We start from the raw sequence: 22,899 nt of genomic DNA on the forward strand, positions 1-22,899 counted from the left end.
GCCGCGAGCGCGTGACCGCATTTCATTCATGTCGTTCAACCCGGACGACCGATACCATGAGTGAACTCAACCGGACTCTGGGTGGTGGAGATGGACAGCGACCTGCACATCCGGCGGATCGTCCATCCGACCGGCCGGATCGTCACGGGGCGGATCGTCCGGCTGATGGACGGCTACCCGCGCGAGGTGCGCATCGGCCAGCCGGTGCTGGTCGCGGTGCTCGTGGCGGCCGGGATCGCCGGCCTGCTGATGGCGCTGGCCCGCTCCCTGTTCTCCGCCGGCTCCGGCGCCGCCCGTCGAAGCTTCAAGGACCTGAAGAAGGGCCCGGAATACCTGGTCACCCCGGTGCGGCTGCGCGACGCCGCCGGGCGGCTCTGCGAGGTCGAGCTGCACGGGCACCTGCCGCAGAGCGCCCTGCACCCGGCGGACCACGTGCAGCTCACGTTGCGCCCGCAGGGCGACCCGGACCTGCCGCCGAAGATCGAGCGGATCGTGAACCTGACGACGGGCCAGCTGCTCACCCCGCGTACCGCCACCCTGTGGTCGCACCTCGGGCCGCCGCTGCTGCTCCAGGCGGTGCTGGGCGGGCTGCTGGTCGCCGCCGTGCTGGCCTGGTCCGCGCTGACCTGACGGCCGGCGCGGTTTCCGGCGGCACGCCCGCGGGCACCGTGGCGGACATGTTCGAGGGATTCACGCTGGAGCGGATCGACGTCGGCGACGTCCAACTGCGGGTCCGCCACGGCGGCTCGGGGCCACCCGTGGTGCTGCTGCACGGCCATCCGCGCACCCACGCGACCTGGCACCGGGTCGCGCCGCTGCTCGCCCGCGAGCACACCGTCATCTGCCCGGACCTGCGCGGTTACGGCGCCTCGTCGAAGCCGCCGAGCGACCCGGGGCACACCACGTACGCCAAGCGGGCGATGGCCCGCGACGTGGTCGGCCTGCTCGACGCGCTCGGCCACGACCGCGCGGCGGTGATCGGGCACGACCGGGGCTGCTACGTGGCGACGCGCACGGCGCTGGACCACCCCGAGCGGGTCAGCCGGCTGGGCGTGCTCGACGGGGTGCCGATCGGCGAGGCCCTGGCGCGCGCCGACGCCCGGTTCGCGGCCCGCTGGTGGCACTGGTTCTTCCTCGGCCAGTCGGACAAGCCGGCGGAGCGGGTGATCACCGCCGACCCGGACGCCTGGTACGGCGGGTCGCCGGCGGCCATGGGCGAGGAGGCGTACGCCGACTACCGCCGGGCCATCCACGACCCGGCGACGGTGCACGCGATGTGCGAGGACTACCGGGCCGGGCTCGGCCCGGACCGGGCGGCCGACGACGCCGACCGGGCCGCCGGGCGGCGGATCGCCTGCCCGGTGCTGTTCTGCTGGTCGCAGCGGGACGACATGGTCGACCTGTACGGCGACCCGGCGGCGATCTGGCGGGACTGGGCCGACGACGTGCGGGTGGCTTCGATCGACTCGGGCCACCACATGGCCGAGGAGGCCCCGGAGCAGCTCGCCGCCGCGCTGGCCGACTTCCTCGCCGGCTGACCGGTCAGCCGACGTGGGTCAGCGGCCGGTCCGGCTCGCCCGCGGTGCGCAGCATCCCCCGCCGGGCGGCCCAGCGCTCGAAGATCAGGGTGGCGAACGGCGGTACCGCGCAGGCCAGGGCCACGAGGGTGGGCCAGGGCCGCCACCGGTGCAGCCGGGCCATCGCGAGGACCAGCAGGCCGTACGCGACGAAGAGCGCGCCGTGGATCGGGCCGAAGATCTGCACGCCGATCTCGTTGCCCGGGGGGCCGTACTTGACGGCCATGCCGATCAGCAGGGCCAGCCAGGAGCAGGCCTCGGCGATCGCCGCCGCCACGAAGAGCCTGGTGATCTTCTCGCGCATCGTCACTCCCCCACCGGTTGCCGCACATGCTAACCACCCCGCCGGCCGCGCCGACGGCACGACGGGCGGAGGCGACAGGGATCACGCGGGCCCGGGCTGGGTACGTACAAGAAGCTTCGGGTCTTCCCCGGCCCGCCCTGGGCGTGCGAGGTTAGGGGAACCAACGGTGACAGGGCGGTGACCATGGGCGAGGACGTCGGCGTACGGACCTTCAGTCGCGAGGACCGGGCCCGCTATCGCGAGAAGGTACGGCGGTGCCTGGACGTCTTCGCCGAGATGCTCCGGGAGTCCCGGTTCGACGTCGAACGGCCGATGACCGGGCTGGAAATCGAGCTGAACCTGGTCGACGACGACGCGATGCCGACCATGCGCAACGCCGACGTGCTGGCCGCCATCGCGGACCCGGACTTCCAGACGGAGCTGGGCCAGTTCAACGTCGAGATCAACGTGGCGCCGCGCCGGCTGGCCGGCACCGGCACCCGCGAGTTCGAGGAGGCCGTGCGGGCCAGCCTCAACGCCGCCGAGACCAAGGCGCGGGACGTGGGCGCGCACATGGTGATGATCGGCGTCCTGCCGACGCTGCGACCAGAGCACCTGACCGCCGAGACGCTGTCGGCCAACCCGCGCTACGCGCTGCTCAACGAGCAGATCTTCGCCGCCCGCGGCGAGGACCTGCGGATCGCGATCAACGGCGTGGAACGGCTCGCGGTCACCGCCGACACCATCACCCCGGAGGCGGCCTGCACGAGCACCCAGTTCCACCTCCAGGTCAGCCCCGCCCAGTTCGCCGACTACTGGAACGCCGCGCAGGTGGTCGCCGGCATCCAGGTGGCCCTGGGGGCGAACTCGCCGCTGCTCTTCGGCCGGGAGCTGTGGCGGGAGACCCGCATCCCGCTGTTCCAGCAGGCCACCGACACCCGGCCGGAGGAAATCAAGGCCCAGGGCGTACGCCCCCGGGTGTGGTTCGGCGAGCGCTGGATCACCACGGTGTTCGACCTGTTCGAGGAGAACGTGCGCTACTTCCCGGCGCTGCTGCCCGTCTGCGACGCGGAGGACCCGGCCGAGGCCCTGGCCCGGGGGGACGTGCCGAGGCTCGCCGAGCTGCGGCTGCACAACGGCACCGTCTACCGCTGGAACCGCCCCGTGTACGACGTGCTGAAGGGCCGTCCGCACCTGCGGGTGGAGAACCGGGTGCTGCCGGCCGGGCCGACGGTGCTCGACACCGTGGCCAACGGCGCCTTCTACTTCGGTCTCGTCCGGGCGCTCGCCGAGGCCGACCGGCCGCTGTGGTCGCAGATGTCGTTCAGCGCGGCCGAGGAGAACTTCAACGCCTGCGCCCGCTACGGCATCGACGCCCAGGTCTTCTGGCCCGGCCTCGGCTATCTCCCGGTCACCGAGCTGGTGCTGCGCCGGCTGCTGCCGCTGGCCCACCACGGGCTGGACCGATGGGGCCTCGACCCGGTCGAGCGGGACCGGCTGCTCGGCGTCATCGAGCAACGGTGCCTGACCGGCCGCAACGGGGCGAGCTGGCAGGTGGAGACCCTGCACCGGCTGGAGTCCGCCGACCATCTCGACCGGCCGGAGGCGCTGCGGGAGGTGGTGCGGCACTACGTGACGCTGATGCACACCAACCGGCCGGTCCACGAGTGGCCCATCCCCTGACCGGGCCGCCGCGCCCGCCCGCCACCGCCGTGCCCCAGCGCCGTTCCGGCGTAGCCGCCGTCCACCGGTCGGCTCCGCCCGTCGTCCAGCACGTCAGGCCGGGCCCGGGTCCTCGCTGAGGTACGCCCCCGACAGGTCCGAGCGCGCCGTCCAGCCGAGCGCGCGGTACAGGGCGCGTCCCTCGTCGGTGGCGACGAGGATCCCGGTGCGCATGCCGAGCCTCGCCGCGTGGTCGCAGAGCGCCCGCATGACGACGCTGCCCAGCCCGCGCCGCCGATGGGCGGGCTCCGTCTCGACCTGGTCGACGATGCCGAACTCCCCGGCGGCGGCCAGCCGCCCGATGGCCGCCCTGTGCCCGTACGCGTCGAGGACCGTCGCGACGACGACCCCGCCCTCGGCGACGACCCGCGTCGCGTACGGTGCGGGCGGCTCGGCCGCGCCCGGGGTCAGCGGCGCGCTCATGAGGTGTCCGGCGATGTCCAGCGTCCAGGCGTCGGGCAGGGCGGCGCGGAGGCCGGCGCGGTCCCCGCTGACCTTGATCCAGGTGCCCGGCTCCGTCAGCTCCCGGCCGAGCCGCCCGAGCGAGTCGGCGTCGTAGGTGTGCAGCACGTGGCGTACGCGGTGGCCGGGCCGGCCCACGTCGATCCGGAAGCCGCCGGGGACCGCGACGGGGGTGGGCGTGTCCCTGGAGACCGCCCAGCCGCGCCCCCAGGCCATCACCAGCTCAGCCTGGGTGTGTGGCGGACCGTCCACGGCGGCCCGGGCGGGTGCGTCCGGCATGGCTGGTCCTCTCGCGGCAGTCGTCGTCCGCCCGCCAGCTTATTGCAAAGTATTGGCAACAAGGGTCACACGTTCGCCTTCCCGGTCGCCCGACCGCCGATAGGCCGGACGGGCGGACGACACCCCGCGTCCTTCGCGGCGCCGGCCCCCGACGATCTTCATCCACGCGTCTGCGGCGGAGGCGGGCAGCCGGACCGTCCTGGAGTTGACCGGCACCCGGAGCGGGCGAAACGGCCCGGGAGATTGCGCACGATGGAAGAACCGAGCCGACGGCGGCCACCCCATGATGAAACGCGGACATCGACCCACGCCCCCTCCCACCGGCCCCTCCCCCACCCCGAGGAGCGCATGTGACGCAGACCCAGAGGTCTTCCCGGCGACCCGACGCGCCCGTCCGGCTCAGCCCCGACCCCGCGCGGAGCGGGACGTCCGCGTTCGTCAACGGGCACTTTCCCCGGCGGCGAGGGCTGATCATCCTCCTCAGCGTCCTCGGCGGGTTCCTGCTGACCGTCATCTGGTCGGCGGAGTTCGTGGACCGGACCATCGGCGACAACGTCGCCAACACGCTGCTCGGCCACGACGCCAAGGAGACGCCCATCCAGGGCATCGCGGCGGGCATCCTGTTCGCCTTCGTCTCCGGCATCGCGGGCACGTTCACCGCCTGCAACATCGCCGCGTTCGGCGCCCTGGCCCCGCTGACCGGCACCACGGGCAGCAGGTTCAGCCGGATCGTCGCACCGCTGAAGCCGTTGGGCTGGATGTCGGTGGGCATGGTCGCGGTGTCGGCCGCCTACGGCGCGGTCGTCGGCCTCGTCGGCACGTCGATGCCGCAGTTCTCCACCGCGCCCAACGCGCCCGGCGGACTGTCCCCGAGGAGCATCCAGTCCATGGTCGTCTTCGGCGCGATCGGGCTCATCATGATCTATCTCGGTCTGGCCGCGCTGGGCGTCGTGCCGGACCCGTTCGCCCGGATCGCCCGCCGGTTCCCCAACGCCCCGATGGTGTTCATGGGCGCACTGATCGCCGGCTTCCTGATCGGCCGGCCCTTCGCCTTGTTCCGGCAGATGTTCCGCGACGCCGCCGAGAGCGGCAACCCGCTCTACGGCGCGGCGGCGTTCACGCTGCAGTCCCTGGGCAACATCGTCATCATGGCGGTGCTGTTCCTGCTGCTGGCCTGGCTCGCCGGTTCCCGCCTACAACGCTGGTTCAGCGCCCGGCCGAGCCGCCTGGCCGTCCTGACCGCTGTCGCGTTCATCGTCGCCGGCGCCTTCACGTTCCTCTACTGGGACGTACGGCTGCTCGCCCGCCGCGAGATCATCCCCTGGTACCCGACGGCCCCCTGGGCCTGACCCGCCGCCGACGAGACCCGGGGACGGCCGGTTTCCGCCGCCCCGGGCCCCGTCGGCGCCCGTACCGGGGCTCAGACCTTGAGGACGACCTTTGTGCACTCGTCCTGCTTCTTCTGGAAGATCTTGTAGCCCTTGGCCGCGTCCTTGAGCCGCATCCGGTGGCTGATGATGAAGCTGGGGTCGATGTCGCCGCGCTGGATGCGGTTGAGCAGCGGACGCGTGTAGCGCTGGACGTGACACTGACCGGTACGCATGATCAACGACCGGTTCATCAACGCGCCCATCGGGAACTTGTCGACGAAGCCCCCGTACGCGCCGACCACCGAGACGACGCCGCCGCTACGGCAGGCGAGGATGGCCTGGCGCAGGGCGAACGGGCGCTCCGTCTCGACCCGGGCGGCCTGCTTGGCCCGGTCGTACGCGTAGACGGCGGTGTTGCCGTGGTGCCCCTCCAGGCCGACGGCGTCGATGCAGGCGTCGGGCCCCCGCCCGGCGGTCATCGCGTTGAGCGCGTCGAGCACGTCGGTGTCGTCGTAGTTGATGGTCTCCGCGCCGGTGTGCTCCTCGGCGAGCCGCAGCCGGTACGGGTACCGGTCGATGACGATCACCCGCTCCGCGCCGAGCATCCGGGCGCTGGCCGCGGCGAGCAGGCCCACCGGGCCGGCCCCCCACACGGCGATCACGTCGCCCGGCTTGATGTCGCACATCTCCGCGCCCATGAAGCCGGTGGGCAGCACGTCGGCGAGCATCACGGCCTGGTCGTCGGGGACCTCGTCGGGCACCTTGATCGGGCCGACGTCGGCGAACGGCACCCGGGCGTACTCGGCCTGGCCGCCGGCGTAGCCGCCGAGCAGGTGGGAGTAGCCGAAGATGCCGGCCGGCGAGTGCCCCATGATCTTCTCGGCCACCCCGGCGTTGGGGTTGGAGTTCTCACAGACCGAGAAGAGCCCGCGCTGGCAGGAGGAACAGTGCCCGCAGGCGATCGGGAACGGCACCACCACCCGGTCGCCGGGGCGCAGGTTGCGTACCTGCGGGCCGACCTCCACCACCTCGCCCATGAACTCGTGGCCGAGGACGTCGCCCTTGCGCATGGCGGGGATGTAGCCGTGGTAGAGGTGCAGGTCCGAACCGCAGATGGCGGTCGAGGTGATCCGTACGATCGCGTCGCGCGCGTTCATGATGGTCGGGTCGGGCACGTCGACGACCTTGACGCTGTCCTTGCCCATCCAGGCGGTGGCCTTCATCGTTCGTCCTCTCTGGTGGCGGGCGGTCAGCGGCGGGCGATGGGCAGCGGCTGGGCGGGGCGTTGCATGACCTGCTGGCGTACGGAGATGCCGTCGGGGCTGCCCTCGGAGCGGACCACCTCGCCGGTCTCCACCACCTGCTTGAACCGGCGCAGGTCGTCGCGTACCTGCTGCTCGGGCTCCTCGCCGAAGAGCTTCGCCACGGCCCGGCCCAGCGCGCCGGCCGGCGGGGCGTAGCGCAGCCGCACCCGGACCTCGGTGCCGCGATCGCCCGGCGCGGGCACGAACCGGACCCGGCCCGCGTTGGGCACGCGGGTGCCGGGCAGCGACCGCCAGGCGAGCGACCGGTTCGGCTGGTCGTCGACGATCTCCGCGTCCCACTCGATCCGGCGGCCGGCCGGGCCGTGCGCGGTCCAGTGCGACCGGCGCAGGTCGTCGGCGCGTACCGACTCCAGGTGGGACATGAACCGGGGTAGGTTCTCCAGGTCCCGCCAGAAGCGGTACGCCTCGGCCGGGGACCGGTTGACGGTGACCGCGACCTCCATGTCGATCACCCGCCGGTGCGCGGCGCGGGCCCGTCCGGCGCGCACGGCGGCGATCAGGTCGACGGCCGCGATGCCGGCGACGGCGGCGGTGGTGAGGCCGACCCGCCGACGCCGCTCGCCGCACCGGTCCGCCCAGGCCCGTCCGAGCAGGGTGAGGTCCAGCGCGTCGCCGGCCACCCGGGTCCACGCCCAGCCGGCCGGGCTGCGGCCGGCGAGCAGGCCCGCCGCGTGGGCCAGTTCGCGGGCGCCCACGGCGGTGACGACCGCGCGGGCGGCGGGCGAGTCGTCCACCCCGGTCAGCCGGGCCACCGCGCGCGGGGCGAACAGGCTGCCGGCACCGAGGGCGAGGCTGACCGCGCCCAGCAACCGGGGCAGCCCGGCGCCCTGGCCGCGTCGTCCCCGCTGGTCCAGCATCATCGGATCGGTCTCGTCCACGTCGCACCACCGTCAGATCGTCCTGACCCGCCCCGGGCAGCCCCGGCGGCGGGAAGCCACCACGCCTGACGCTATGCCCACGAATCGCCCGATGGACCCCGAATCTCGACAGACCCCCGCGCCATCCGCGCGCCCGCGATTGAGGGGTATGGCGGTTGATCTATGCCTTGTAGCGTGGGTCCCCCATCACCCACCCCCAGGAGGGAAGTGATCATGCCCACGGTCACCGTTCGCGTCCTCGGTGCCCTCAGCGCCAGCGTGCTGAGCGCGACTCTCGGCGTCCTGGCGGTCGCCGCGCCCGCGCAGGCCGCGGCCCGCGACGGAGCATGCAACACCGGCGAGTTCTGTTACTACTACAACAGCAACCACGCGGGCTCGATCTCCGATCACGCCGGCTCGCTGGCCGACTACGGCACCGCCCAGCCGGGCTGCTACGAGTTCAAGGGCGCCGGCAGCGGCAAGGGCCAGTGCATCAAGAACAACGCCGCCTCGGCGTGGAACCGCACCGGGAAGACGGTGCGCGTCTACTACAACACCGGCTACAACGGTTCCCACGCGTACCAGGACTTCGCGCCCGGGGCGAAGAAGAACCTCAGCACCACGCTGAAGAACAACAACGCCTCCCACCAGCTGATCTCCGCCGGCGCCAGCTACCCGGCCAAGGACGACTACCCCTACAAGGGTCAGACCTCGGGCATCGATCCGTGGAACTTCTACAAGGGGCAGTGCACCAGCTTCGCGGCCTGGGCGGTGCGCAGCCGGGTCGGCGTCGCCTTCCACAACCAGTACAAGGGCCAGGCGCGGTGGGGCAACGCCAAGGAGTGGGTGGCCGCCGCCGGACGCGCCGGCGTGCCGGTGTACAACAGCCCGAAGGCTGGCGACGTCGCGGTACGCCTGGGCGGCACCTACGGTCACGTCGCGTTCGTGACCAGGGTGAACGCGAACGGCACCTTCGAGATCGACGAGTACAACTACGTTTCCGCCGACCGGTACAGCCACCGGACGGTGTCGGTGGGAACCGCCAACAACCAGTTCTCGAAGTTCATCCGCTTCAAGTGACCCCGCGTCCCGGACGGGAACTTCCCCGCCGTTGACGGAGCACCGCGCGCAGAGCCCCGGCCGGGTGGCCGGGGCTCTGCCGTTCACGTGCCCTTACGCCGGGGAGAGACCCTCCGCGAAGTCGTAGAGGCTCTTGATGTCGTCGTCGAAGTACGGACCGTCGAACTGACCGTTGCCCGGGTTGTCGCCGTGACTCACGACGCTGTTGATGAACCCGAGACCATTCTGGTCGTTGTATTCCTGCAGCCAGGGACCGCCGCTGGAGCCGTAGGTCATGTTGCACCACATCCGGATCTGCTGGCCGCCGGCGTGCCAGGTGCCGCTCTGGCAGAAGTACTGGCTCTCGCCGCCGCCGAGGTTGGACGGATAGCCCAGCGCGGTCATCAGGGAGATGTTGTAGCCCCAGTTCCAGCGCATGCCGTGGCCGCCGACCGTCTCGACGACCTTCAGGCCCCAGTTACCGCCGTTGTGCATGATGGCGATGGCCATGTCCTCGTCGTAGCTGCTGCTGTTGATCCACGCGGTGCGGGCCGCGAGCTGGTACGCCACGAACGTGCCGAACGGCCGCGCGCCGTCGCGGTAGCGCGGCACGAACTGCCAGTTGCTGTACCACTGCCCGCCGGCGCCCTGGTGCACGCAGTGCCCGGCGGTCATGACCAGTCGCGCCTTGCCGCTGGCCACCGCGCTCGCCGAGCACGAGGCGGAGCCGCCGTTGGGGGTGGTGAAGTAGACCTTGCCGACGACCGCCGACTCGTTGAGCTGGATGCCGACGTCGGCGCCGCTGGCGGCGCTCGGTCGCACCGGCGCGACCGATCCCGCCGGTCCGTCGGGCTTCGGCGCCCGGCTCGTGGATCCGGTGGCCTTCGCCGACTTCGCGATGTCGAGGTCGACGGCGCTCGCCATCCGCTGCGGCGTCCAGAACCTGGCGACCTCCTCGGCGATCTTCTCGTTGGTGATCGCGCGACCGTCACTGGTGCGGGCGACGGCGGTGGTGTTGCCGCTCCTCTCGACCGTGGTCGGCTTCGCCTGGGCGACCGCCGGAGCGGTCACGACCAGCGCGAGTGCCAGGCTGGCCGATGCGGACCAGCGCAGGGTTGATCTCAACAGTTGCCCCCTTTTTCGGGTACTCCAACTCGGACCAGCGAAACCTATCGATCGAATTGCTTTGATCACAACGTGATGGAATGACAGGTAATTGACATTGACTTTCTGGCGACCGAAAAGGACCACAGGCGGCGGCAAACAAAGCGTCCCCACCCCGAACAGAAGCCTCGAAATTGACTCGCAAATCCCATCGCCGCAAATCCGCGCTTTCGATTTCAGGACGCTCGCCGCTGTCGACAGACGGGAATTGCGGTTGCCTCCCGATGCAATTCCCCACCCGCGGGGCCGGCGCCGACAGGTGGCTGCCGGAGATGGAGCCACGCCGTGAGCAGCGCACCCACGGCCGGCAGGCCCGTACCGAGCGATCGTCACGATCCCGGCCGAAGTACTAGTCTGGGCGGCAAGGTGCTCGACTGCGGCGCCTCATCCTCGGAAGGTGGAAACGTGGACCTGGAGAGGACCCGGCTGTTCGGCGTCGGAGAGTCGTACGCGTTCGTCACGGGGACGGGCCAGCGAGGCGCGGTGATCGTGCACTTCGACGGCCGACGCGACATCGTGCTCTACGACCCCGCCGATCCCGAAACCGCCCAGCACACGTTGACGCTGGAGAGCACGGAGTCGCGGACGATCGCCGACCTGCTCGGCCTTCCGCTGGTCATGGACAACCTGACGGAGCTGGTCCCGCCCCTGGAGGGCGTCGAGACCGTCCGCATGCCGATCCCCGCCCGGTCGCCGTACCTCGGGCGCAAGCTCGGTGACACGCGCGCGCGGACCCGCACCGGCGCGTCGATCGTCGCGGTGGTCCGCGACGGTCGCGTGATCCCGTCGCCGGGTCCCGACTTCACCCTCCAGGCCGGTGACTCGCTGGTGGCCGTCGGCGACGGCGCCAGCCTCGTCGCGATCCGCGAGCTCTTCACCAACGGCTGACCCGCCAGCGGCACGCCGGTCGCCCCCCGCGCGCCCCGGCGCGGCACCGGATCAGCGGGGCACGCCGACCAGCGTCGCCAGGCGCGCCACGCCGGCCGGCGCCGGGTGGGCCCGGGCGACCTCGGCGACGACCGTACGCGCCGACGGCCGGCACCGGACCTCGGCGGGCGCGACGGCATCCGCGTCGACCAGGACGCGGGCCGCACCGCACAGGTCGCCGACCTGGAGGTACGCCCGCGCGGCGTCCACCAGATAGGCGGCCCGGTACTCGGCCGGCAGCCGCCGCCACGCCTCCTGCCGTACCGCCTGCTCGTGCCGGCGCACCGCCTCCCCGGCGTCCCCCCGCTCGAGAGCCGCGACCACCCGGGCCGCCTCGACGGCGCCCGGCCCGAAGCCGGTCCGGTGCGGGTCGTCACCGGCGACCCGCGCCGCCACCCGGGCGGCCCGCTCGACCAGCTCCTCGCTGCGGTCAATGTCGCCGCAGCCGGCGGCGGCCAGCGCGGCCTGGATCAGCAGGGTCCCGTGGACCGCCTCCGACGCGGGCGCGACGCGACGCGCGGCCGCCAGCGTCGCCACCAGCGCCAGCCGGTCGCGGCCCAACGCGCGCAGCGCCTGACCGACCGCCACGGTCGCCGCCCCCGCCAGCACCGGATCGCCGCCGGCCACCGCCATCGCCCGGTCGGCGGCCAGCCACGACAGGTCGGCCTCGCCGAGCTTCACGAGCACCGACGAGGTGATCCGGTACGCCTGCACCAGCAACCCCGGCTCCTGCGCCCGCGCGCCCTGCGCGGCGTGCAGCAGCATCGGCAGCAGCCGCACCACCTGCGCGTAGTGCCCGTGCTGGTAGGTCAGCCAGGCGTGCGCGACGTGCCGGCCCGTCTCCGCCACGGACGCGGTCGCCCCGTGGTCGTCGTAGCGCGCGAGGGCGGCCCGGACACCGTCGACCCCGGCCACCGGACTGCCCTCGGCCGGCGGCGGGCGGTGCTCGCCGAGCAGCACCATCGGGTCGACCCGCAGCACGCGGGCGATCTCCTGGATCACCGGGTACCGGTCGAGCGGCCGTACGCCCCGCTCGGTCTTGTCCACCCAGCTCTTCGACCTGCCGAGCCGGTCGGCGAACATCTGCTGCGTCATCCGCCGCCGCGCCCGCCAGCGGGCGACGCGGCGACCGATCGGCTCGTCAGCGCTGGTCACGCCGCCACCGCCGGTCCGGCACCGCCCGGGTGGTCTCCTCCACCGGTACGCGCTCCGCCTCGGCCTGATCCAGGAGGCGTCGCTTGGCCGCCTCCCGCTCGGCGGCCTCGGCCTGCTCACCCCGGCTCGCCGAACCGTCGCCCTGCATCCGTATCTCCCCTCGATCGAGGAGCTCGGCGGCAGGCGGAAGCACCCCTGTCGCCGCGCTCGTGGGCTCCTGAGGCCCAGCGAAGTCGACAGTCGAGCGGCGGACCAGATGGCGAGCCATGCGCCTGGTTGCGTCGCCGTCGGTGCGGCGTTGCGCCGGGTTGCGCGGGGTCTCACGGTGCCGCATGAGCCCATAGGCTCATCACTGGCGGTAGCCACTCGATAGCTGGAGGCACATCCATGACGCGGCCGGTCACGAACACGGCGTTCGAGGCTCTGCTACGCGCCGCTGGCTACGGCAACGCCCACGCCGCCTTCGCGCGTCAGCTCAACTACGCCGGTCGTGTCCACGGCACTTGGCGCTACGACGCCGCAAGCGTGTATTGGTGGCTCCGAGGGCGTCGCCCGGCCGAACACGTCCAAGAGGCCATGGCCAAGACGTTCGCCCGCAAGCTCGGGTGTCCCGTTGCCGCATCAGAGCTCGGCTTCACGGCCACAGATGTCACCACGAACGCCCGCTACCCTCATTCTCCCGATCACGCCGTCGACACGGCCGAGCAGCTCTGGGCAATGCTCGCCAAGCAACTCGCCCCGCAAGCCAACGGAGCGTTCCAGAACGACGTGGCCCTGCAGGCTGCTCTCGCCTGGCGGTACGACCTCCCGGACGAGACGGTGGCGAACAGCGGCCGACACCCGGTCACGACTGCTGACGTCGACTCTCTGTATGCCCTCGCAGACCACTTCACCGAGCTCGATCGACGCCACGGGGGCGGTTCGCCGCGTACCCGGGCGATCATGATCGATCTACTTACGCGCCAGGTCTCCCCCATGCTGCGTGGCGCCTACACGGACGCGACCGGACGCAATCTCATGCGCGCGGTCGCCACACTCTCCGGCCAGCTCGCCTTCATGTCCTACGACGCAGGCAACCACCCCGCCGCCCAACGGCTTTTGACGGTCGCCCTACGGCTCGCCAAGGCTGCCGACGACCATCTGTACGGTGCCCACCTGCTGGCCAACCTCGCCACGCAGGCCGTCTACCTCGGGCACGCTCAAGATGCTGCACGACTCGCCGAGGCCGCCATCGACGGAGCAGGCCGCGCCCCCGCCGCAGTCCGTGCTCGGCTGTACACGACCGCCGCCGGCGCATACGGCCGGTCGGGCGAACGACGTGCATGTCAGAAGGCACTTGCGAAGGCGGAACGTGCCCTGGACCGAACGGACGCCGGCAGCGGCCCACGCTGGGCCGCCTACTTCAGTGCGGGCCACTTTGCGGGCACTGCGGTGAAGTGCCTGAGCGACCTGCGGCTGTACCGACAGGCCCTGCGACACGCGCCTGGCGCGGTGACTCTGGCCAAGCAGAACGCCCGGACGCGCGCTCTTCATACCGCGCTCATCGCGACGACCCACGCCCGTGCCGGGGACGTGGACGCCGCCTGCGACTGGGGGCGCGAGCTGCAAGTGCACGTGCATGCCGTCCGCTCGGCTCGCGTGACGCACCGGGTCCGCGAACTCGCCGCCACGCTAAGCCCTTACCGCGCGAAGTCTGAAGTGAACGAACTCCTTGTGGCTCTTCCGGCTTCACCTGCGCACAACTGACGCGAGACAACATCGGAACCTGACGGCTAGCGTCACAGAGATGACCTGGACGGATCCCGCCACCTGGTATGCCAACCTGCCCGCCTTCCATGCGGCCGCAGGAGCGCTCATCACCGATCCGGCGGGAAACCTTCTGCTCGTGAAACCCACGTATCGCGACCATTGGGCTTTCCCGGGCGGGTACGTGGAGGAGGGCGAATATCCGCATCAGGCCTGCACCCGTGAGGTCCGCGAAGAGCTGGGCCTCGTTGTCGCTGCAGGGGATCTCCTCGTCGTGGACTGGGCACCTGCTGCGGGGCAACGGCCACGCGCCCTGATCCACTTCACCTTCGACTGTGGGACGCTCGGCAGCCTTGAGAGCATCGACCTGCCGGGGCAGGAACTGGAAGATGCCGCCTTCTTCTCGCTTGAGGAGGTTGGGCAGCGGCTTCCGGTAAATGTAGCTCCCCGGGCCGGCGCGGCGATACAAGCCCGGGCCCGACAAGTCCCGATGTACCTTGCCAACGGTGCCGCTGTCGCAGCCTGACAGTGGAATGCGCCCTTTCCATTCCTGGTGGTGCTGGTCAGGAGACATAACCTCGAGACCCGGTAACGGCAGTTGAAAAGGCTCACTATCCGTCCACGATGTCGTTGTCCAGCAGCACCCTCGACGACCTCGCCGATCGGCCGCGTCCACGGCATCCTCGACGCACTGACCAGCGCAAACGTGATGACTTTCGCGGACAAGGGCATCAGGGCGCCCGCGGCAGCGTGCGCACCCCGTTCAAGCGGCACCGCACGACGGACACAGAAGGGGCGCCCGCCGCCAGGCGGGTGCCCCTTCGCGAACAGACGTGTCTAGTGACTACCGGAAGGTGACGTCACTTCTGTTGACCTTGCAGTTGGCGTCGTTCCAGCCCTCACCGAGGTAGGTGGGTTCGCTGCCCTTGGGCACACCCTTGTACTTGCCGCAGATGGTGGCCGAGCCGATCACGACCACGCGAGTGATCGTCGCGGTGTCGTTCCAGTTGCTGTTGATTCCGGCGAGCATGTCGATGTCGTCGACGAGGACGTTGTCGATACGCACGTGGCGAGTGTGCGAGGTGGAGCAGTTGCCGCAGCCGCGGTACAGCTTGCCGGACCCCTTGAGGTAGAAGCCGGAGATGCTGACCGTGCCGTTGCCGTTGTGCTGGAAGGTCTTGTCGCTGCCGTTGCGCGCGCCGCCACCGATGACGTAGGAGGTACCGCCGTTGGTCTGCTTGAAGGTGGCGGCGTCCTCACCGATGTCGTTCCACCACACGTTGCGCAGCGTGCAGGTGCCCTCGCAGTGCACGCCGTCACCGGCGGGCGAACCGAGGATGACGTTCTGCAGCGTGCCACCGTTGGCGATCTTGAACATCGGGTCCTGCGACTCGCCCTGCCCACCGTCACCGATGCAGCAGTACGTCTTCATGCCGCCGTCGAAGGTGCCGGAGACGCTGACCGTGCCCGAGATGCTCACCGAGCCGGCCGACGACGGCCACGCACCAGTCGGCGTACCCGGGTTGCTGGTCGGGCTGGCCGTCGGACTGCTGGTGGGGCCACTGGTCGGACTGGTGGTCGGGGTCGACCCGCCGCTGGAGTACGTCTCGAACTCGGCGATCCGTGGGGTGCCGGACGCGCTGGTGATGACAAAGGAGATCTTCTTCAGCGACGTCGAGGAGAAGTTGATGGTGCTCGGGGCGCTGCTGCCGCTGGCCAGGACGGAGCCCGTGTCGTGATTCTTGAGCTGCCAGCCGCTGATCGCGCCGCCACCCGAGGCCTGCACGATGACGGCCGAGGACACCGTCGTGGCGCTGCCCCACTTGACCGAGACCGTGCCGGTCGAGCCGCTCGGCGACCAGTAGGTGCTGGGGTTGCCGTCGATGACGTTGCCATAGCTGGTACCACTGGCCTTGCTGGAGCCGTCAGCGCCGGCGCCGAGGCTCAGGTTCGTGGCGGCCGAGGCGTTGGGAACCTGCAGCGCCAGGGCGACGACGGCACCTGCGACCGCGGTGGCACCACCGGCCAGCCACCGCGTGGCGACTTTGCGTCTCATCTGAGTTCACCTTTCAGGCATGAGCACCGGGACGGGAAAGCGCTTTCCGACAACAATAGAGACTGGCCGATGAAGAGGCAAGGATCACTTCTTGTTGACGAATCGCTTCCTGTGCGTAGTGCCATGCGGTGGTGACCCCGACGGCGCATCCGGCGGCGAGGCGGGTGCAGGTGCCACCGTTGCGCAGGTGGCCGGGGCGTACCGCCCTGACCTGCAAGGTCAGGATGAAAAGGGCTGTGAGCATGGGGTCGCAGAGCAGGCAACCAGGCGCACGCGTGTCGACGGTCGCCCAAGCCCCCGGGCAGCGCAGCCTTAGGCCGAATCTTTAGTTGTCAGGCGGTTCAGGATGATCCGGGCCAGCGCGGCGAGCCGGGTTTGCAGGTCGTCGTCGGCCCGCCCGCCGAGGTCGTCGTCGAGATGTGCGGCCAGGGCGGCGACCGTCGGGAGCAGGTCGTCCAGCGGGCCGCCCTCGTGTCCCACCACCTAGTACTCCAGCAGGAGATCGCTCGGTGGTCTGGTGCAGGCGCCGTGGTCTCGCGGGTTCAAGCGAGATTAGTGCGGGTCGCGGGGTTGGCCGGGCAGTGGCCAGAGGACGTGGTACGCGTCCTCGGCGCCTGGAGCGCATCGTCGACTGATGTCGATAAACACCGGGCCATACGGCGATTCGACACACCAATGCTCGAACTGGTCCAACTCTTGGGCCGCGTAGCGTGCGAGCAGCCTGGCGAGTTGGTGAATCTCCGCGTCGGTCATGCGATCTGGGGTGGCGTCCTCGGCGGCCATCTCGTCATCTTGCTGCATCAGATGATGATGGTGGGCCCGTCAGGGTTCGGCGACGGCATCGCCGGCGGCCGGCCGGGCCGGCAATGGGCCCGTGACCTCGCCGACCGGGTGCTGCTGGTGGCCACCTACTGGCGCACGAACCTGACGATGCGCCAGATCGGCTCACTGTTCGGGGCGTCGCACTCCGCGGCCCACCGGGTCATCGACACCCTCGCACCGCTGGCCCTGGCGCCGGTGCGGAAGCGACCGGTCGAGCAGATCGCGATCGTCGAGGGCACCCTGATCCCCACCCGCGACCACCGCTTGGCCGCCCGCAGCAAGAACTACCGGTACTCGATGAACTTGCAGGTCGCCATCGACGCCAGCACCCGCCTGGTCATCGCCGTCGGGCACCCGCAGCCCGGCAGACCGACGCCGCTCCGGCGTCGCCAACCTCCACAACATCATCCTCGCCGGCTGACCACCGGCCCGATGCCGGGCCACGCCTTCACCCAGTTACGAGACGTCCCCTAAACCGGAACGAAGGTGGCGGCCAACACCCGCCAGTTGCCGTCCTCACGCACCCAGAGTCGGGTGTAGCGCAACCGCGCGGACATGGCGGCACCGCCCTGAACGGCATCCACCGCAGCGACCATGCGAGTCACCCCAGTCTGACCGTCCTCCTGGACGTCGAGCGACTCCTCCACCAAGCTGGTGATTCGCAGTGCACCGGAGCGGTAGCCCTCCAAGTCGTCTTCCTTCGTGAAGACCGTGCCGTCCGGTCCGGCACCCACGACCTGCGGGTGCAGTAGCGAGTCGAGGGACTCGACGTCGGCGGCGCGCTGGGCGGCTTGGAGTTGCCGTTCCGCGGTGAGGAGATCCATCCACCGATCCTCCCCAGCGCGCCGCAACAAGACAAGCGGGTTTGCTCGCGGCAGAACGACGACGTCAGCCCGGTAGGGCGTTCACGGCACAACCGAACCTGGTACGACCCTGGTCGGCCCAGCTGAGAGGGTCTTCTGCCTTGCTCCGCGGCGCGGAATCATCGGTCCTGTCGAACCTGGACCGAGCCAATCCGATCTGTCCTTGCAGTTAAGGGTAGTGCGGCGTGCGCGGAGATCGATAAATGCGAGGCCAGGTTGGACAGCGGCCGTTCAAGATCCCATGGCCCGGTCGGAAGCCAGGCTGTAGTGATGCCACACCGCACCACCACAATAGGGCAGACCATCGCCGTCCTATGCCACGACGAACCCAGCCGCAACAAATGATGATGAAGGGCTCGCTGGAAAAAGCTTAGTGGTATTCGCGCATGCCCAACGCGCGGACAGTACGCCATACGCCGCTGGCGCGCCTCGTGGCGACTGCCACCGCCCGGCTCGCATCGTTCGGAAGTGCCGTCACGATCGCCCTGCTGGCCAGGCCGACCAGCCCACCCTCGCGCTTCGTCTCTGTTCCGGGCGCGACCACGCCCAGGTACGGGCGGCGCAGCGTCCGGGGTGCGATGACAGACAGCATCCGGTGCAAATGGTCTACCTGGGCCACGATCGCCACTGGCCGGTCGTCACCAAAATGCCCTTCCGTCTCGGAACGGAGAAAGTTCGTGACCGTGTCGATGGAGTGCCGCTCGACGCGGATCACGTCCTCGGGTACGTCCAGGGCCAGCAGCTCGGCCTTCATAATGTCCGCCTCAGGCATGCCGCAGAACCGCTCTCCGGGCGAGTCCGGTGGTGTCCACGGCAGGCCCTTCAAGTCGACGGGCGACTTGTACCCGGAGCACACGATCCGGCCCTGCCGCGGCCCGGTCACCTGCTCGTACAGCTCGCGCGCCACCTGCACGCGCAACAGGCCGTCCGGGCTGAGCCCGATCCCGTCGACGCTGCGGCCCCGTCCGGGAATCAGGATGTGGGCGATGTCCTCGATGGTCAGCCCGGTGGTGCCCGGCGCGATGTCAAACACGGTGGCCGGACGCGTTTCGCCGAGTGCGACCGTGGTCGGGGTACGACTCCGCCAAGCAGTCCTGCAGACGTTGGTGACGGAATTCGAAGTGGTTCCCGTTCTTGCGGAGAATTCCGCCGTCATGGCAGGTCTGCAGGAACTGCTCGAAGCGCCAGGGCAGCAGGTGGTGCGACAGAAGCCAAAGGTGAGCGACCTTGTAGCAAGCCCACTCGTTCCAGAAGAACACGGCGACGCTCGCCCCCATGGGCGCCAGGTATATCCCGTTGGGGAAACCGAGTGGCATGACTGCAACGTAGTAGACCAGGTATCCGACGGCCAGGATGACACACGCGAGGAGGAAGAGGCCGATCCCGGATCGCCGGTCGTTGCGGATGACCACGAGCGGGTCGGCCGTCCGGGCCCCCGTCTTCGCGTCCAGCCACGGTGCGGCCCGCAGCACGGCGGCGGCGATCCGGCCGCCGAGGATGCCGACGCCGACAGCCACCGGGGTCGCCAGGACTGCACCCAGCTGGGCCTGGCCAGGTGACAGGCCCAGCAACCAGCCGGCCGGCTCAGCGAGCCCGAGCATGGTGATCCGGCAAACCGCGTAGCTGAGCGTGATCAACAATAGCCCCTGCGCCAGCCGAAGCGTGTGGGAACGCATGTCGCCGTCCTTGTTTACGCCTCCCCGGGCATATCCGGCCCGGGCAGGATCCGCCGGTCCACGGGCCCGCCCAGCCGCGTATCCCCGGGCCCATCCAAAGCCGAAGCACAGGCCGGCGAGCGACAGCAGAGTCGCGGTGCCGGCGAACACGGGGACAGAGCGGTTGAGGACACCGACCGTGACGCCCGCGAGCGCCGCCGCAGCAAGGGCCAGCCGGTACAGCGGCGCGTAGTACCTGATCTCCCAGAAGGCGATGATGCGTCTGACCGCGTGCTCGCTCAGAAAGCTCAGCCATCGCTTTGCGTCCTCTGGCGGGAATTCGTTGACCGGGGCGAGGTCCCCGTCGGGACTTGCAACGCGGAGGCCGAAGACGGCGGTGACGAGGCTGCCGAGGAGGTGGTTCTCGATGGCGGCCTGAGTTGGGAACCTGTCCTCGTCCAGCAATTCAGTCGCGTCGCGTGCCGTGGCGAGGGCAGCCGGCTCGGGGCCGGTCGCGTAGACGCTCTTGGTCAGCCAGGCAATCAGCGGTGATGACAGCGCGGCGGCTACGGTCGATCTGGGCTCGGCCTCGACCAGCGCCGAGATGGCGCGCCACCGTGCCCGCTCGGGCTTGGGCACGTTCAGGAGGTAACGCGCCACTTCGCTCGCTTCGACAGGAGCCAGTTCGATGACCTCGGCTCCGGGCAGGGCGGCGTAGAGTGCCCGGGAATGCGACGGCCGAGGAATGCCGGTGAGCACTGCGGGTCGGTCGTCGACGAAGAGGTTGATCGCCTGGGACGCCTTGCCGCAGAACGCCTCGTCGATTTCGTCGAAGCCATCGAACACCGGGATGATCTCGCCTGCGTCCAGCGCCGCCGCGAGGGCGGCGACCTGGCTGGTGCCGTTCTGTCGAGAAGTCGAGCGCAGTACGTCGAGCATCCAGGCTTTCAGGCGGGTGGTGCGCGGATTCCAGGTGGCAAGCGTGAAGACGACGGGCTGTTTGTCCGTGCGGTCCGCGATGAGCTTGACCATCCGGGTGGCAAGGGTGGTCTTGCCGGACTGAGAATCCCCGACGACGATCAACTGACCGCCACCCGCCACCAAGTCACCGAGCTCGTCGTCGCATGTGGGTGAGATGCCAGCAACCGGTTCGGACCCGTCCGTCCCGCTCGTCTGCAGCGACCACGGCACGACGAGGAGGCCACGGTTCGTGAGCAGCCTGACCTGCTCGGAGACGACCTTGTTGACGCTCGCGCGCAACACCTCGAGCGCCCCTGGAGAGGAAGGGACCGACGAATGGGCGGTTACCGACCGCTCCGGCGGCGCGCTGAAGAGGTTGACCTGGATGTTGTGGTCACCGGCCACTCCCCCGCGGGCCTTAGGGATGTTGAACCGGCGGGAGTCCTGCTGATCGCGCTGTTCTGCCACCACGCATCCGTGCCGGTCGGCTAGTGGAAGGTGTTGGTCTGGACGTTATCGTTCCCTACCTGCACCCCGCGGCTGTGCCGTAGGTCGATTCGGGGCCCTTGTCGATCGATCAGCTCCAGGATCCGTCGGGCCAGTGCGATCGCCTGTTCGTCATCGGCGGCGCCGGCAGCGCGCAGGTCCGCGCCGAGTACGGCCTCCCACGCCGTCGGCTCGGTCAGTTCCTGGTCCAGTGCGTCCCGAGCCTGCCGGCGGTTTTGCAGCCGGCCGACCAGCACCGCCTTCAGTTGGGTGTACGAATCCTGGATGGCAGCACTGGCGGTGTTGCTGACTCCCGCACCCGCTCCCGCAGCCAACGCGGCCACAATCAGTTCGACCCCGGACACGAGCACCACCGTCCTCCGCAGACCGGAACGGCCTTCATTATGACAGCAGGTCGCACTCCGGTCACACTGAGAAATCGTTCTCCCAGGTCTTGAGCGCGGCGATGCCCCATTCGCGACGCTCACGGATTGTCGCGCGTGCCCGAATGGCCGCCCTCCATCGGTGTGGGAGCGACACGAGCGAATGAAAGGAATCGTCGTTCTTCGGCTACCGGGGTCAGGCTGGTCGTCCGCCGAACGCCCACGCGTGGACCTCGATCTCGGCGTACCGGTCCGGGGTCAACACGGCACGCGCCTCGTCCGGGTTTTCCGCCCGGACCAGCGCTGCCGTGCCCAGCCACCTGACGCCGTCGTCCGACAGCAGCGGCCCGTACGCGATCAACTCGTCCCGGTCCGCGCTCACGTCCAGGTCGGCGGCCTCCCCCGCCCCGAGGCCGAGCACCAGGAACCGGTCACCACCCGTCCGGCCGCCGGGGAAGTCCCACATGGTGCGCCCCAGCGTGTTGTGCCACCGGCGCAGCAGCACGTCCCGGTACGCGCCGGCCTGGTAGTTGGGCTCGTCGAAGGCGAACGCCCGGGCGGCGGCGGGGTCGGGCAGGTCGACGATGTGCACGCTGCCGGTCGGCGTCTCCCCGTCGGGGGCGAACGTCGGCCCACGGGCGATCATCCGCTCCGCGTACCGGTCCATGTAGGACCAGTGCTCCTCGCGCAGCTGCTTGCGCAGAGCCAGGGAGTCGCGCCGGTCGCGGTGGTAGCAGAAGAACTCCATACCGCAGATCCTGACGCCGGTGCCGAAACCCGGGGCGGGTGGGGCCGTTTCCCGCGCGTAGCACCGGATCTGTCACCCGTCGGTCGTACGCTCGCCGGCATGACGACGATGGAGACCCACACCCTCGCCGCGCCCGGCGTCGACCTGGTCTACGACGTGCGCAGTCCACTGTCGGCCTCCGGCGGGCACCGCACGCTGCTCATGATCGGTCAACCGATGACGGCGGAGGGCTTCAACGCGCTCGCGACCCACTTCACCGACCGGACGGTCGTCACCTACGACCCGCGCGGGCTCGGCCGCAGCGTCCGCAGCGACGGGCGGTCGGACCACACGCCGCAGCACCAGGCGGCCGACCTGCACCTGCTGATCGAGGCGCTCGGCGCTGCTCCGGTCGACGTGTTCGCCAGCAGCGGCGGGGCGGTGACCGCGCTGGAGCTGGTCGCGTCCCACCCCGCGGACGTGGCGACGCTGGTCGCGCACGAGCCGCCGATCACCACCGTGCTCCCCGACGCCGCGGCGGCCGAGCGCGCCCAGGCCGCCGTCCACGAGGCGTACCAGGCGAAGGGCATGGGCGCAGGCATGGCCGCCTTCATGGCGTTGGTCTCCTGGCAGGGCGAGTTCACCGACGCCTACTTCGCCCAGCCCGCGCCCGACCCGGCGGCGTTCGGCCTGCCGACCGAGGACGACGGCTCCCGCGACGACCCGCTGCTGTCGAAGGCCTCCGGGACGGTCACCGACTACCGGCCCGACGTGGCGGCGCTCACGGCGGCGCCGACCCGGATCGTGATCGCGGTCGGCGAGGAGACGGAAGGGACCTACACGGCGCGTACGGCCGTCGCCACCGCGGCGCTGCTCGGCCAGGAGGCCGTGGTGTTCCCGAGTCACCACGGCGGCTTCCTCGACGGCGAGTTCGGCTACGCCGGCAAGCCCGCCGAGTTCGCGGCCAGGCTGCGCGAGGTGCTGGACGCCGGCTGACCACGTCGACGACGGGGGCGGGCCG

General features: G+C 70.4%; 23 protein-coding genes and 2 pseudogenes. 11 read left to right on the top strand and 14 right to left on the bottom strand.

Annotation, left to right across the window (positions count from 1 at the left end):
• Positions 1-81: 81 nt before the first annotated feature.
• Positions 82-630: a hypothetical protein gene (locus ACGFNF_RS20215; RefSeq protein WP_393169819.1), complete on the top strand. Its 549-nt coding sequence runs from the start codon at positions 82-84 to the stop codon at positions 628-630.
• 47 nt (positions 631-677) lie between these two features.
• A complete protein-coding gene (locus ACGFNF_RS20220; RefSeq protein WP_393169757.1) occupies positions 678-1,538 on the top strand; it encodes an alpha/beta fold hydrolase in 861 nt (286 codons plus the stop codon).
• A gap of 4 nt (positions 1,539-1,542) precedes the next feature.
• On the opposite strand, the gene ACGFNF_RS20225 is transcribed toward ACGFNF_RS20220, so the two are convergent.
• Positions 1,543-1,881: a DUF3817 domain-containing protein gene (locus ACGFNF_RS20225; protein WP_393169759.1), complete on the bottom strand. Its 339-nt coding sequence runs from the start codon at positions 1,879-1,881 to the stop codon at positions 1,543-1,545.
• A gap of 183 nt (positions 1,882-2,064) precedes the next feature.
• Here ACGFNF_RS20225 and ACGFNF_RS20230 point away from each other — a divergent pair, with 183 nt between their 5' ends.
• Positions 2,065-3,543 carry a glutamate--cysteine ligase gene (locus tag ACGFNF_RS20230; protein WP_393169761.1) on the top strand — a complete coding sequence of 493 codons (1,479 nt, stop codon included), beginning with the start codon at positions 2,065-2,067 and terminating at the stop codon, positions 3,541-3,543.
• Between the two features lie 93 nt (positions 3,544-3,636).
• Here the strand turns inward: ACGFNF_RS20230 and ACGFNF_RS20235 are convergent, their stop codons facing one another.
• Positions 3,637-4,323, bottom strand: a complete 687-nt coding sequence (locus ACGFNF_RS20235) for a GNAT family N-acetyltransferase (protein ID WP_393169763.1) — start codon at positions 4,321-4,323, stop codon at positions 3,637-3,639.
• Between the two features lie 350 nt (positions 4,324-4,673).
• On the opposite strand from ACGFNF_RS20235, the gene ACGFNF_RS20240 reads away from it, so the two are divergent.
• Positions 4,674-5,672, top strand: coding sequence for a hypothetical protein (locus tag ACGFNF_RS20240; protein WP_357577445.1), 999 nt, complete (start codon positions 4,674-4,676; stop codon positions 5,670-5,672).
• Between the two features lie 71 nt (positions 5,673-5,743).
• Here ACGFNF_RS20240 and ACGFNF_RS20245 read toward each other — a convergent pair whose 3' ends face one another.
• The gene (locus ACGFNF_RS20245; protein ID WP_357577444.1) at positions 5,744-6,916 is read right to left on the bottom strand and encodes a zinc-dependent alcohol dehydrogenase; all 1,173 of its coding nucleotides are present in this window, start codon (positions 6,914-6,916) and stop codon (positions 5,744-5,746) included.
• 26 nt (positions 6,917-6,942) lie between these two features.
• Positions 6,943-7,896, bottom strand: a complete 954-nt coding sequence (locus ACGFNF_RS20250; protein ID WP_393169766.1) for an SRPBCC family protein — start codon at positions 7,894-7,896, stop codon at positions 6,943-6,945.
• Between the two features lie 213 nt (positions 7,897-8,109).
• Between ACGFNF_RS20250 and ACGFNF_RS20255 the strand changes: the two genes are divergently transcribed.
• Positions 8,110-8,955: a CHAP domain-containing protein gene (locus ACGFNF_RS20255; protein WP_357577442.1), complete on the top strand. Its 846-nt coding sequence runs from the start codon at positions 8,110-8,112 to the stop codon at positions 8,953-8,955.
• A 93-nt stretch (positions 8,956-9,048) separates the two neighbouring features.
• Here the strand turns inward: ACGFNF_RS20255 and ACGFNF_RS20260 are convergent, their stop codons facing one another.
• The gene (locus tag ACGFNF_RS20260) at positions 9,049-10,062 is read right to left on the bottom strand and encodes a trypsin-like serine peptidase (protein WP_393169821.1); all 1,014 of its coding nucleotides are present in this window, start codon (positions 10,060-10,062) and stop codon (positions 9,049-9,051) included.
• 441 nt (positions 10,063-10,503) lie between these two features.
• On the opposite strand from ACGFNF_RS20260, the gene ACGFNF_RS20265 reads away from it, so the two are divergent.
• Entirely contained in the window at positions 10,504-10,986 is a 483-nt protein-coding gene (locus ACGFNF_RS20265) for a cation:proton antiporter regulatory subunit (RefSeq protein ID WP_393169768.1), read from the top strand.
• A 51-nt stretch (positions 10,987-11,037) separates the two neighbouring features.
• On the opposite strand, the gene ACGFNF_RS20270 is transcribed toward ACGFNF_RS20265, so the two are convergent.
• Positions 11,038-12,180, bottom strand: a complete 1,143-nt coding sequence (locus ACGFNF_RS20270) for a helix-turn-helix domain-containing protein (RefSeq protein ID WP_393169770.1) — start codon at positions 12,178-12,180, stop codon at positions 11,038-11,040.
• Positions 12,167-12,328: a hypothetical protein gene (locus tag ACGFNF_RS20275; protein ID WP_393169772.1), complete on the bottom strand. Its 162-nt coding sequence runs from the start codon at positions 12,326-12,328 to the stop codon at positions 12,167-12,169. The genes ACGFNF_RS20270 and ACGFNF_RS20275 overlap by 14 nt, the downstream gene beginning before the upstream one ends.
• 239 nt (positions 12,329-12,567) lie before the next feature.
• Here ACGFNF_RS20275 and ACGFNF_RS20280 point away from each other — a divergent pair, with 239 nt between their 5' ends.
• The 3 genes and pseudogenes from ACGFNF_RS20280 to ACGFNF_RS20290 all read left to right on the top strand — a co-directional run.
• Positions 12,568-13,926 (top strand): hypothetical protein, encoded by a 1,359-nt coding sequence (locus tag ACGFNF_RS20280; protein WP_393169774.1) that lies wholly within the window; start codon positions 12,568-12,570, stop codon positions 13,924-13,926.
• Positions 13,927-13,966: 40 nt separating this feature from the next.
• Positions 13,967-14,452 carry an NUDIX domain-containing protein gene (locus tag ACGFNF_RS20285; protein WP_393169776.1) on the top strand — a complete coding sequence of 162 codons (486 nt, stop codon included), beginning with the start codon at positions 13,967-13,969 and terminating at the stop codon, positions 14,450-14,452.
• 141 nt (positions 14,453-14,593) lie between these two features.
• A pseudogene (locus tag ACGFNF_RS20290) lies at positions 14,594-14,703 on the top strand (IS5/IS1182 family transposase); the annotation flags it as partial.
• A gap of 67 nt (positions 14,704-14,770) precedes the next feature.
• Here the strand turns inward: ACGFNF_RS20290 and ACGFNF_RS20295 are convergent.
• Positions 14,771-15,982, bottom strand: coding sequence for a pectate lyase (locus ACGFNF_RS20295; RefSeq protein ID WP_393169778.1), 1,212 nt, complete (start codon positions 15,980-15,982; stop codon positions 14,771-14,773).
• 312 nt (positions 15,983-16,294) lie between these two features.
• Positions 16,295-16,465 (bottom strand): hypothetical protein, encoded by a 171-nt coding sequence (locus ACGFNF_RS20300; protein ID WP_393169780.1) that lies wholly within the window; start codon positions 16,463-16,465, stop codon positions 16,295-16,297.
• 348 nt (positions 16,466-16,813) lie between these two features.
• On the opposite strand from ACGFNF_RS20300, the pseudogene ACGFNF_RS20305 reads away from it, so the two are divergent.
• A pseudogene (locus tag ACGFNF_RS20305) lies at positions 16,814-17,170 on the top strand (transposase family protein); the annotation flags it as partial.
• A gap of 104 nt (positions 17,171-17,274) precedes the next feature.
• Here the strand turns inward: ACGFNF_RS20305 and ACGFNF_RS20310 are convergent.
• The 5 genes from ACGFNF_RS20310 to ACGFNF_RS20330 all read right to left on the bottom strand — a co-directional run bounded on the left by ACGFNF_RS20310 (position 17,275) and on the right by ACGFNF_RS20330 (position 21,899).
• Positions 17,275-17,628, bottom strand: coding sequence for a nuclear transport factor 2 family protein (locus ACGFNF_RS20310; protein ID WP_393169782.1), 354 nt, complete (start codon positions 17,626-17,628; stop codon positions 17,275-17,277).
• A gap of 409 nt (positions 17,629-18,037) precedes the next feature.
• Positions 18,038-18,700, bottom strand: coding sequence for an ElyC/SanA/YdcF family protein (locus ACGFNF_RS20315; RefSeq protein WP_393169783.1), 663 nt, complete (start codon positions 18,698-18,700; stop codon positions 18,038-18,040).
• A complete protein-coding gene (locus ACGFNF_RS20320) occupies positions 18,693-20,750 on the bottom strand; it encodes a hypothetical protein (protein WP_393169785.1) in 2,058 nt (685 codons plus the stop codon). Before ACGFNF_RS20320 ends, ACGFNF_RS20315 begins: the two co-directional genes overlap by 8 nt.
• Positions 20,751-20,770: 20 nt before the next feature.
• Positions 20,771-21,142, bottom strand: a complete 372-nt coding sequence (locus tag ACGFNF_RS20325; RefSeq protein ID WP_393169787.1) for a hypothetical protein — start codon at positions 21,140-21,142, stop codon at positions 20,771-20,773.
• A gap of 205 nt (positions 21,143-21,347) precedes the next feature.
• Positions 21,348-21,899: a YciI family protein gene (locus ACGFNF_RS20330; RefSeq protein ID WP_393169789.1), complete on the bottom strand. Its 552-nt coding sequence runs from the start codon at positions 21,897-21,899 to the stop codon at positions 21,348-21,350.
• Between the two features lie 99 nt (positions 21,900-21,998).
• Between ACGFNF_RS20330 and ACGFNF_RS20335 the strand changes: the two genes are divergently transcribed.
• Positions 21,999-22,874: an alpha/beta fold hydrolase gene (locus tag ACGFNF_RS20335; RefSeq protein ID WP_393169791.1), complete on the top strand. Its 876-nt coding sequence runs from the start codon at positions 21,999-22,001 to the stop codon at positions 22,872-22,874.
• Positions 22,875-22,899 lie beyond the last annotated feature (25 nt).

Origin of the sequence: Micromonospora sp. NPDC048868 (assembly GCF_043198195.1) — a bacterium.
In the GTDB taxonomy this organism is placed as follows: domain Bacteria; phylum Actinomycetota; class Actinomycetes; order Mycobacteriales; family Micromonosporaceae; genus Micromonospora; species Micromonospora reichwaldensis.

Excerpts from the sequence above, each read along its gene's own strand:
- ACGFNF_RS20220 (WP_393169757.1), top strand. The coding sequence starts at position 678 with ATGTTCGAGGGATTCACGCTGGAGCGGATCGACGTCGGCGACGTCCAA.
- ACGFNF_RS20225 (WP_393169759.1), bottom strand. The coding sequence starts at position 1,881 with ATGCGCGAGAAGATCACCAGGCTCTTCGTGGCGGCGGCGATCGCCGAG.
- ACGFNF_RS20230 (WP_393169761.1), top strand. The coding sequence starts at position 2,065 with ATGGGCGAGGACGTCGGCGTACGGACCTTCAGTCGCGAGGACCGGGCC.
- ACGFNF_RS20235 (WP_393169763.1), bottom strand. The coding sequence starts at position 4,323 with ATGCCGGACGCACCCGCCCGGGCCGCCGTGGACGGTCCGCCACACACC.
- ACGFNF_RS20245 (WP_357577444.1), bottom strand. The coding sequence starts at position 6,916 with ATGAAGGCCACCGCCTGGATGGGCAAGGACAGCGTCAAGGTCGTCGAC.
- ACGFNF_RS20255 (WP_357577442.1), top strand. The coding sequence starts at position 8,110 with ATGCCCACGGTCACCGTTCGCGTCCTCGGTGCCCTCAGCGCCAGCGTG.
- ACGFNF_RS20275 (WP_393169772.1), bottom strand. The coding sequence starts at position 12,328 with ATGCAGGGCGACGGTTCGGCGAGCCGGGGTGAGCAGGCCGAGGCCGCC.
- ACGFNF_RS20280 (WP_393169774.1), top strand. The coding sequence starts at position 12,568 with ATGACGCGGCCGGTCACGAACACGGCGTTCGAGGCTCTGCTACGCGCC.
- ACGFNF_RS20285 (WP_393169776.1), top strand. The coding sequence starts at position 13,967 with ATGACCTGGACGGATCCCGCCACCTGGTATGCCAACCTGCCCGCCTTC.
- ACGFNF_RS20295 (WP_393169778.1), bottom strand. The coding sequence starts at position 15,982 with ATGAGACGCAAAGTCGCCACGCGGTGGCTGGCCGGTGGTGCCACCGCG.
- ACGFNF_RS20310 (WP_393169782.1), bottom strand. The coding sequence starts at position 17,628 with ATGGATCTCCTCACCGCGGAACGGCAACTCCAAGCCGCCCAGCGCGCC.
- ACGFNF_RS20330 (WP_393169789.1), bottom strand. The coding sequence starts at position 21,899 with ATGGAGTTCTTCTGCTACCACCGCGACCGGCGCGACTCCCTGGCTCTG.
- ACGFNF_RS20335 (WP_393169791.1), top strand. The coding sequence starts at position 21,999 with ATGACGACGATGGAGACCCACACCCTCGCCGCGCCCGGCGTCGACCTG.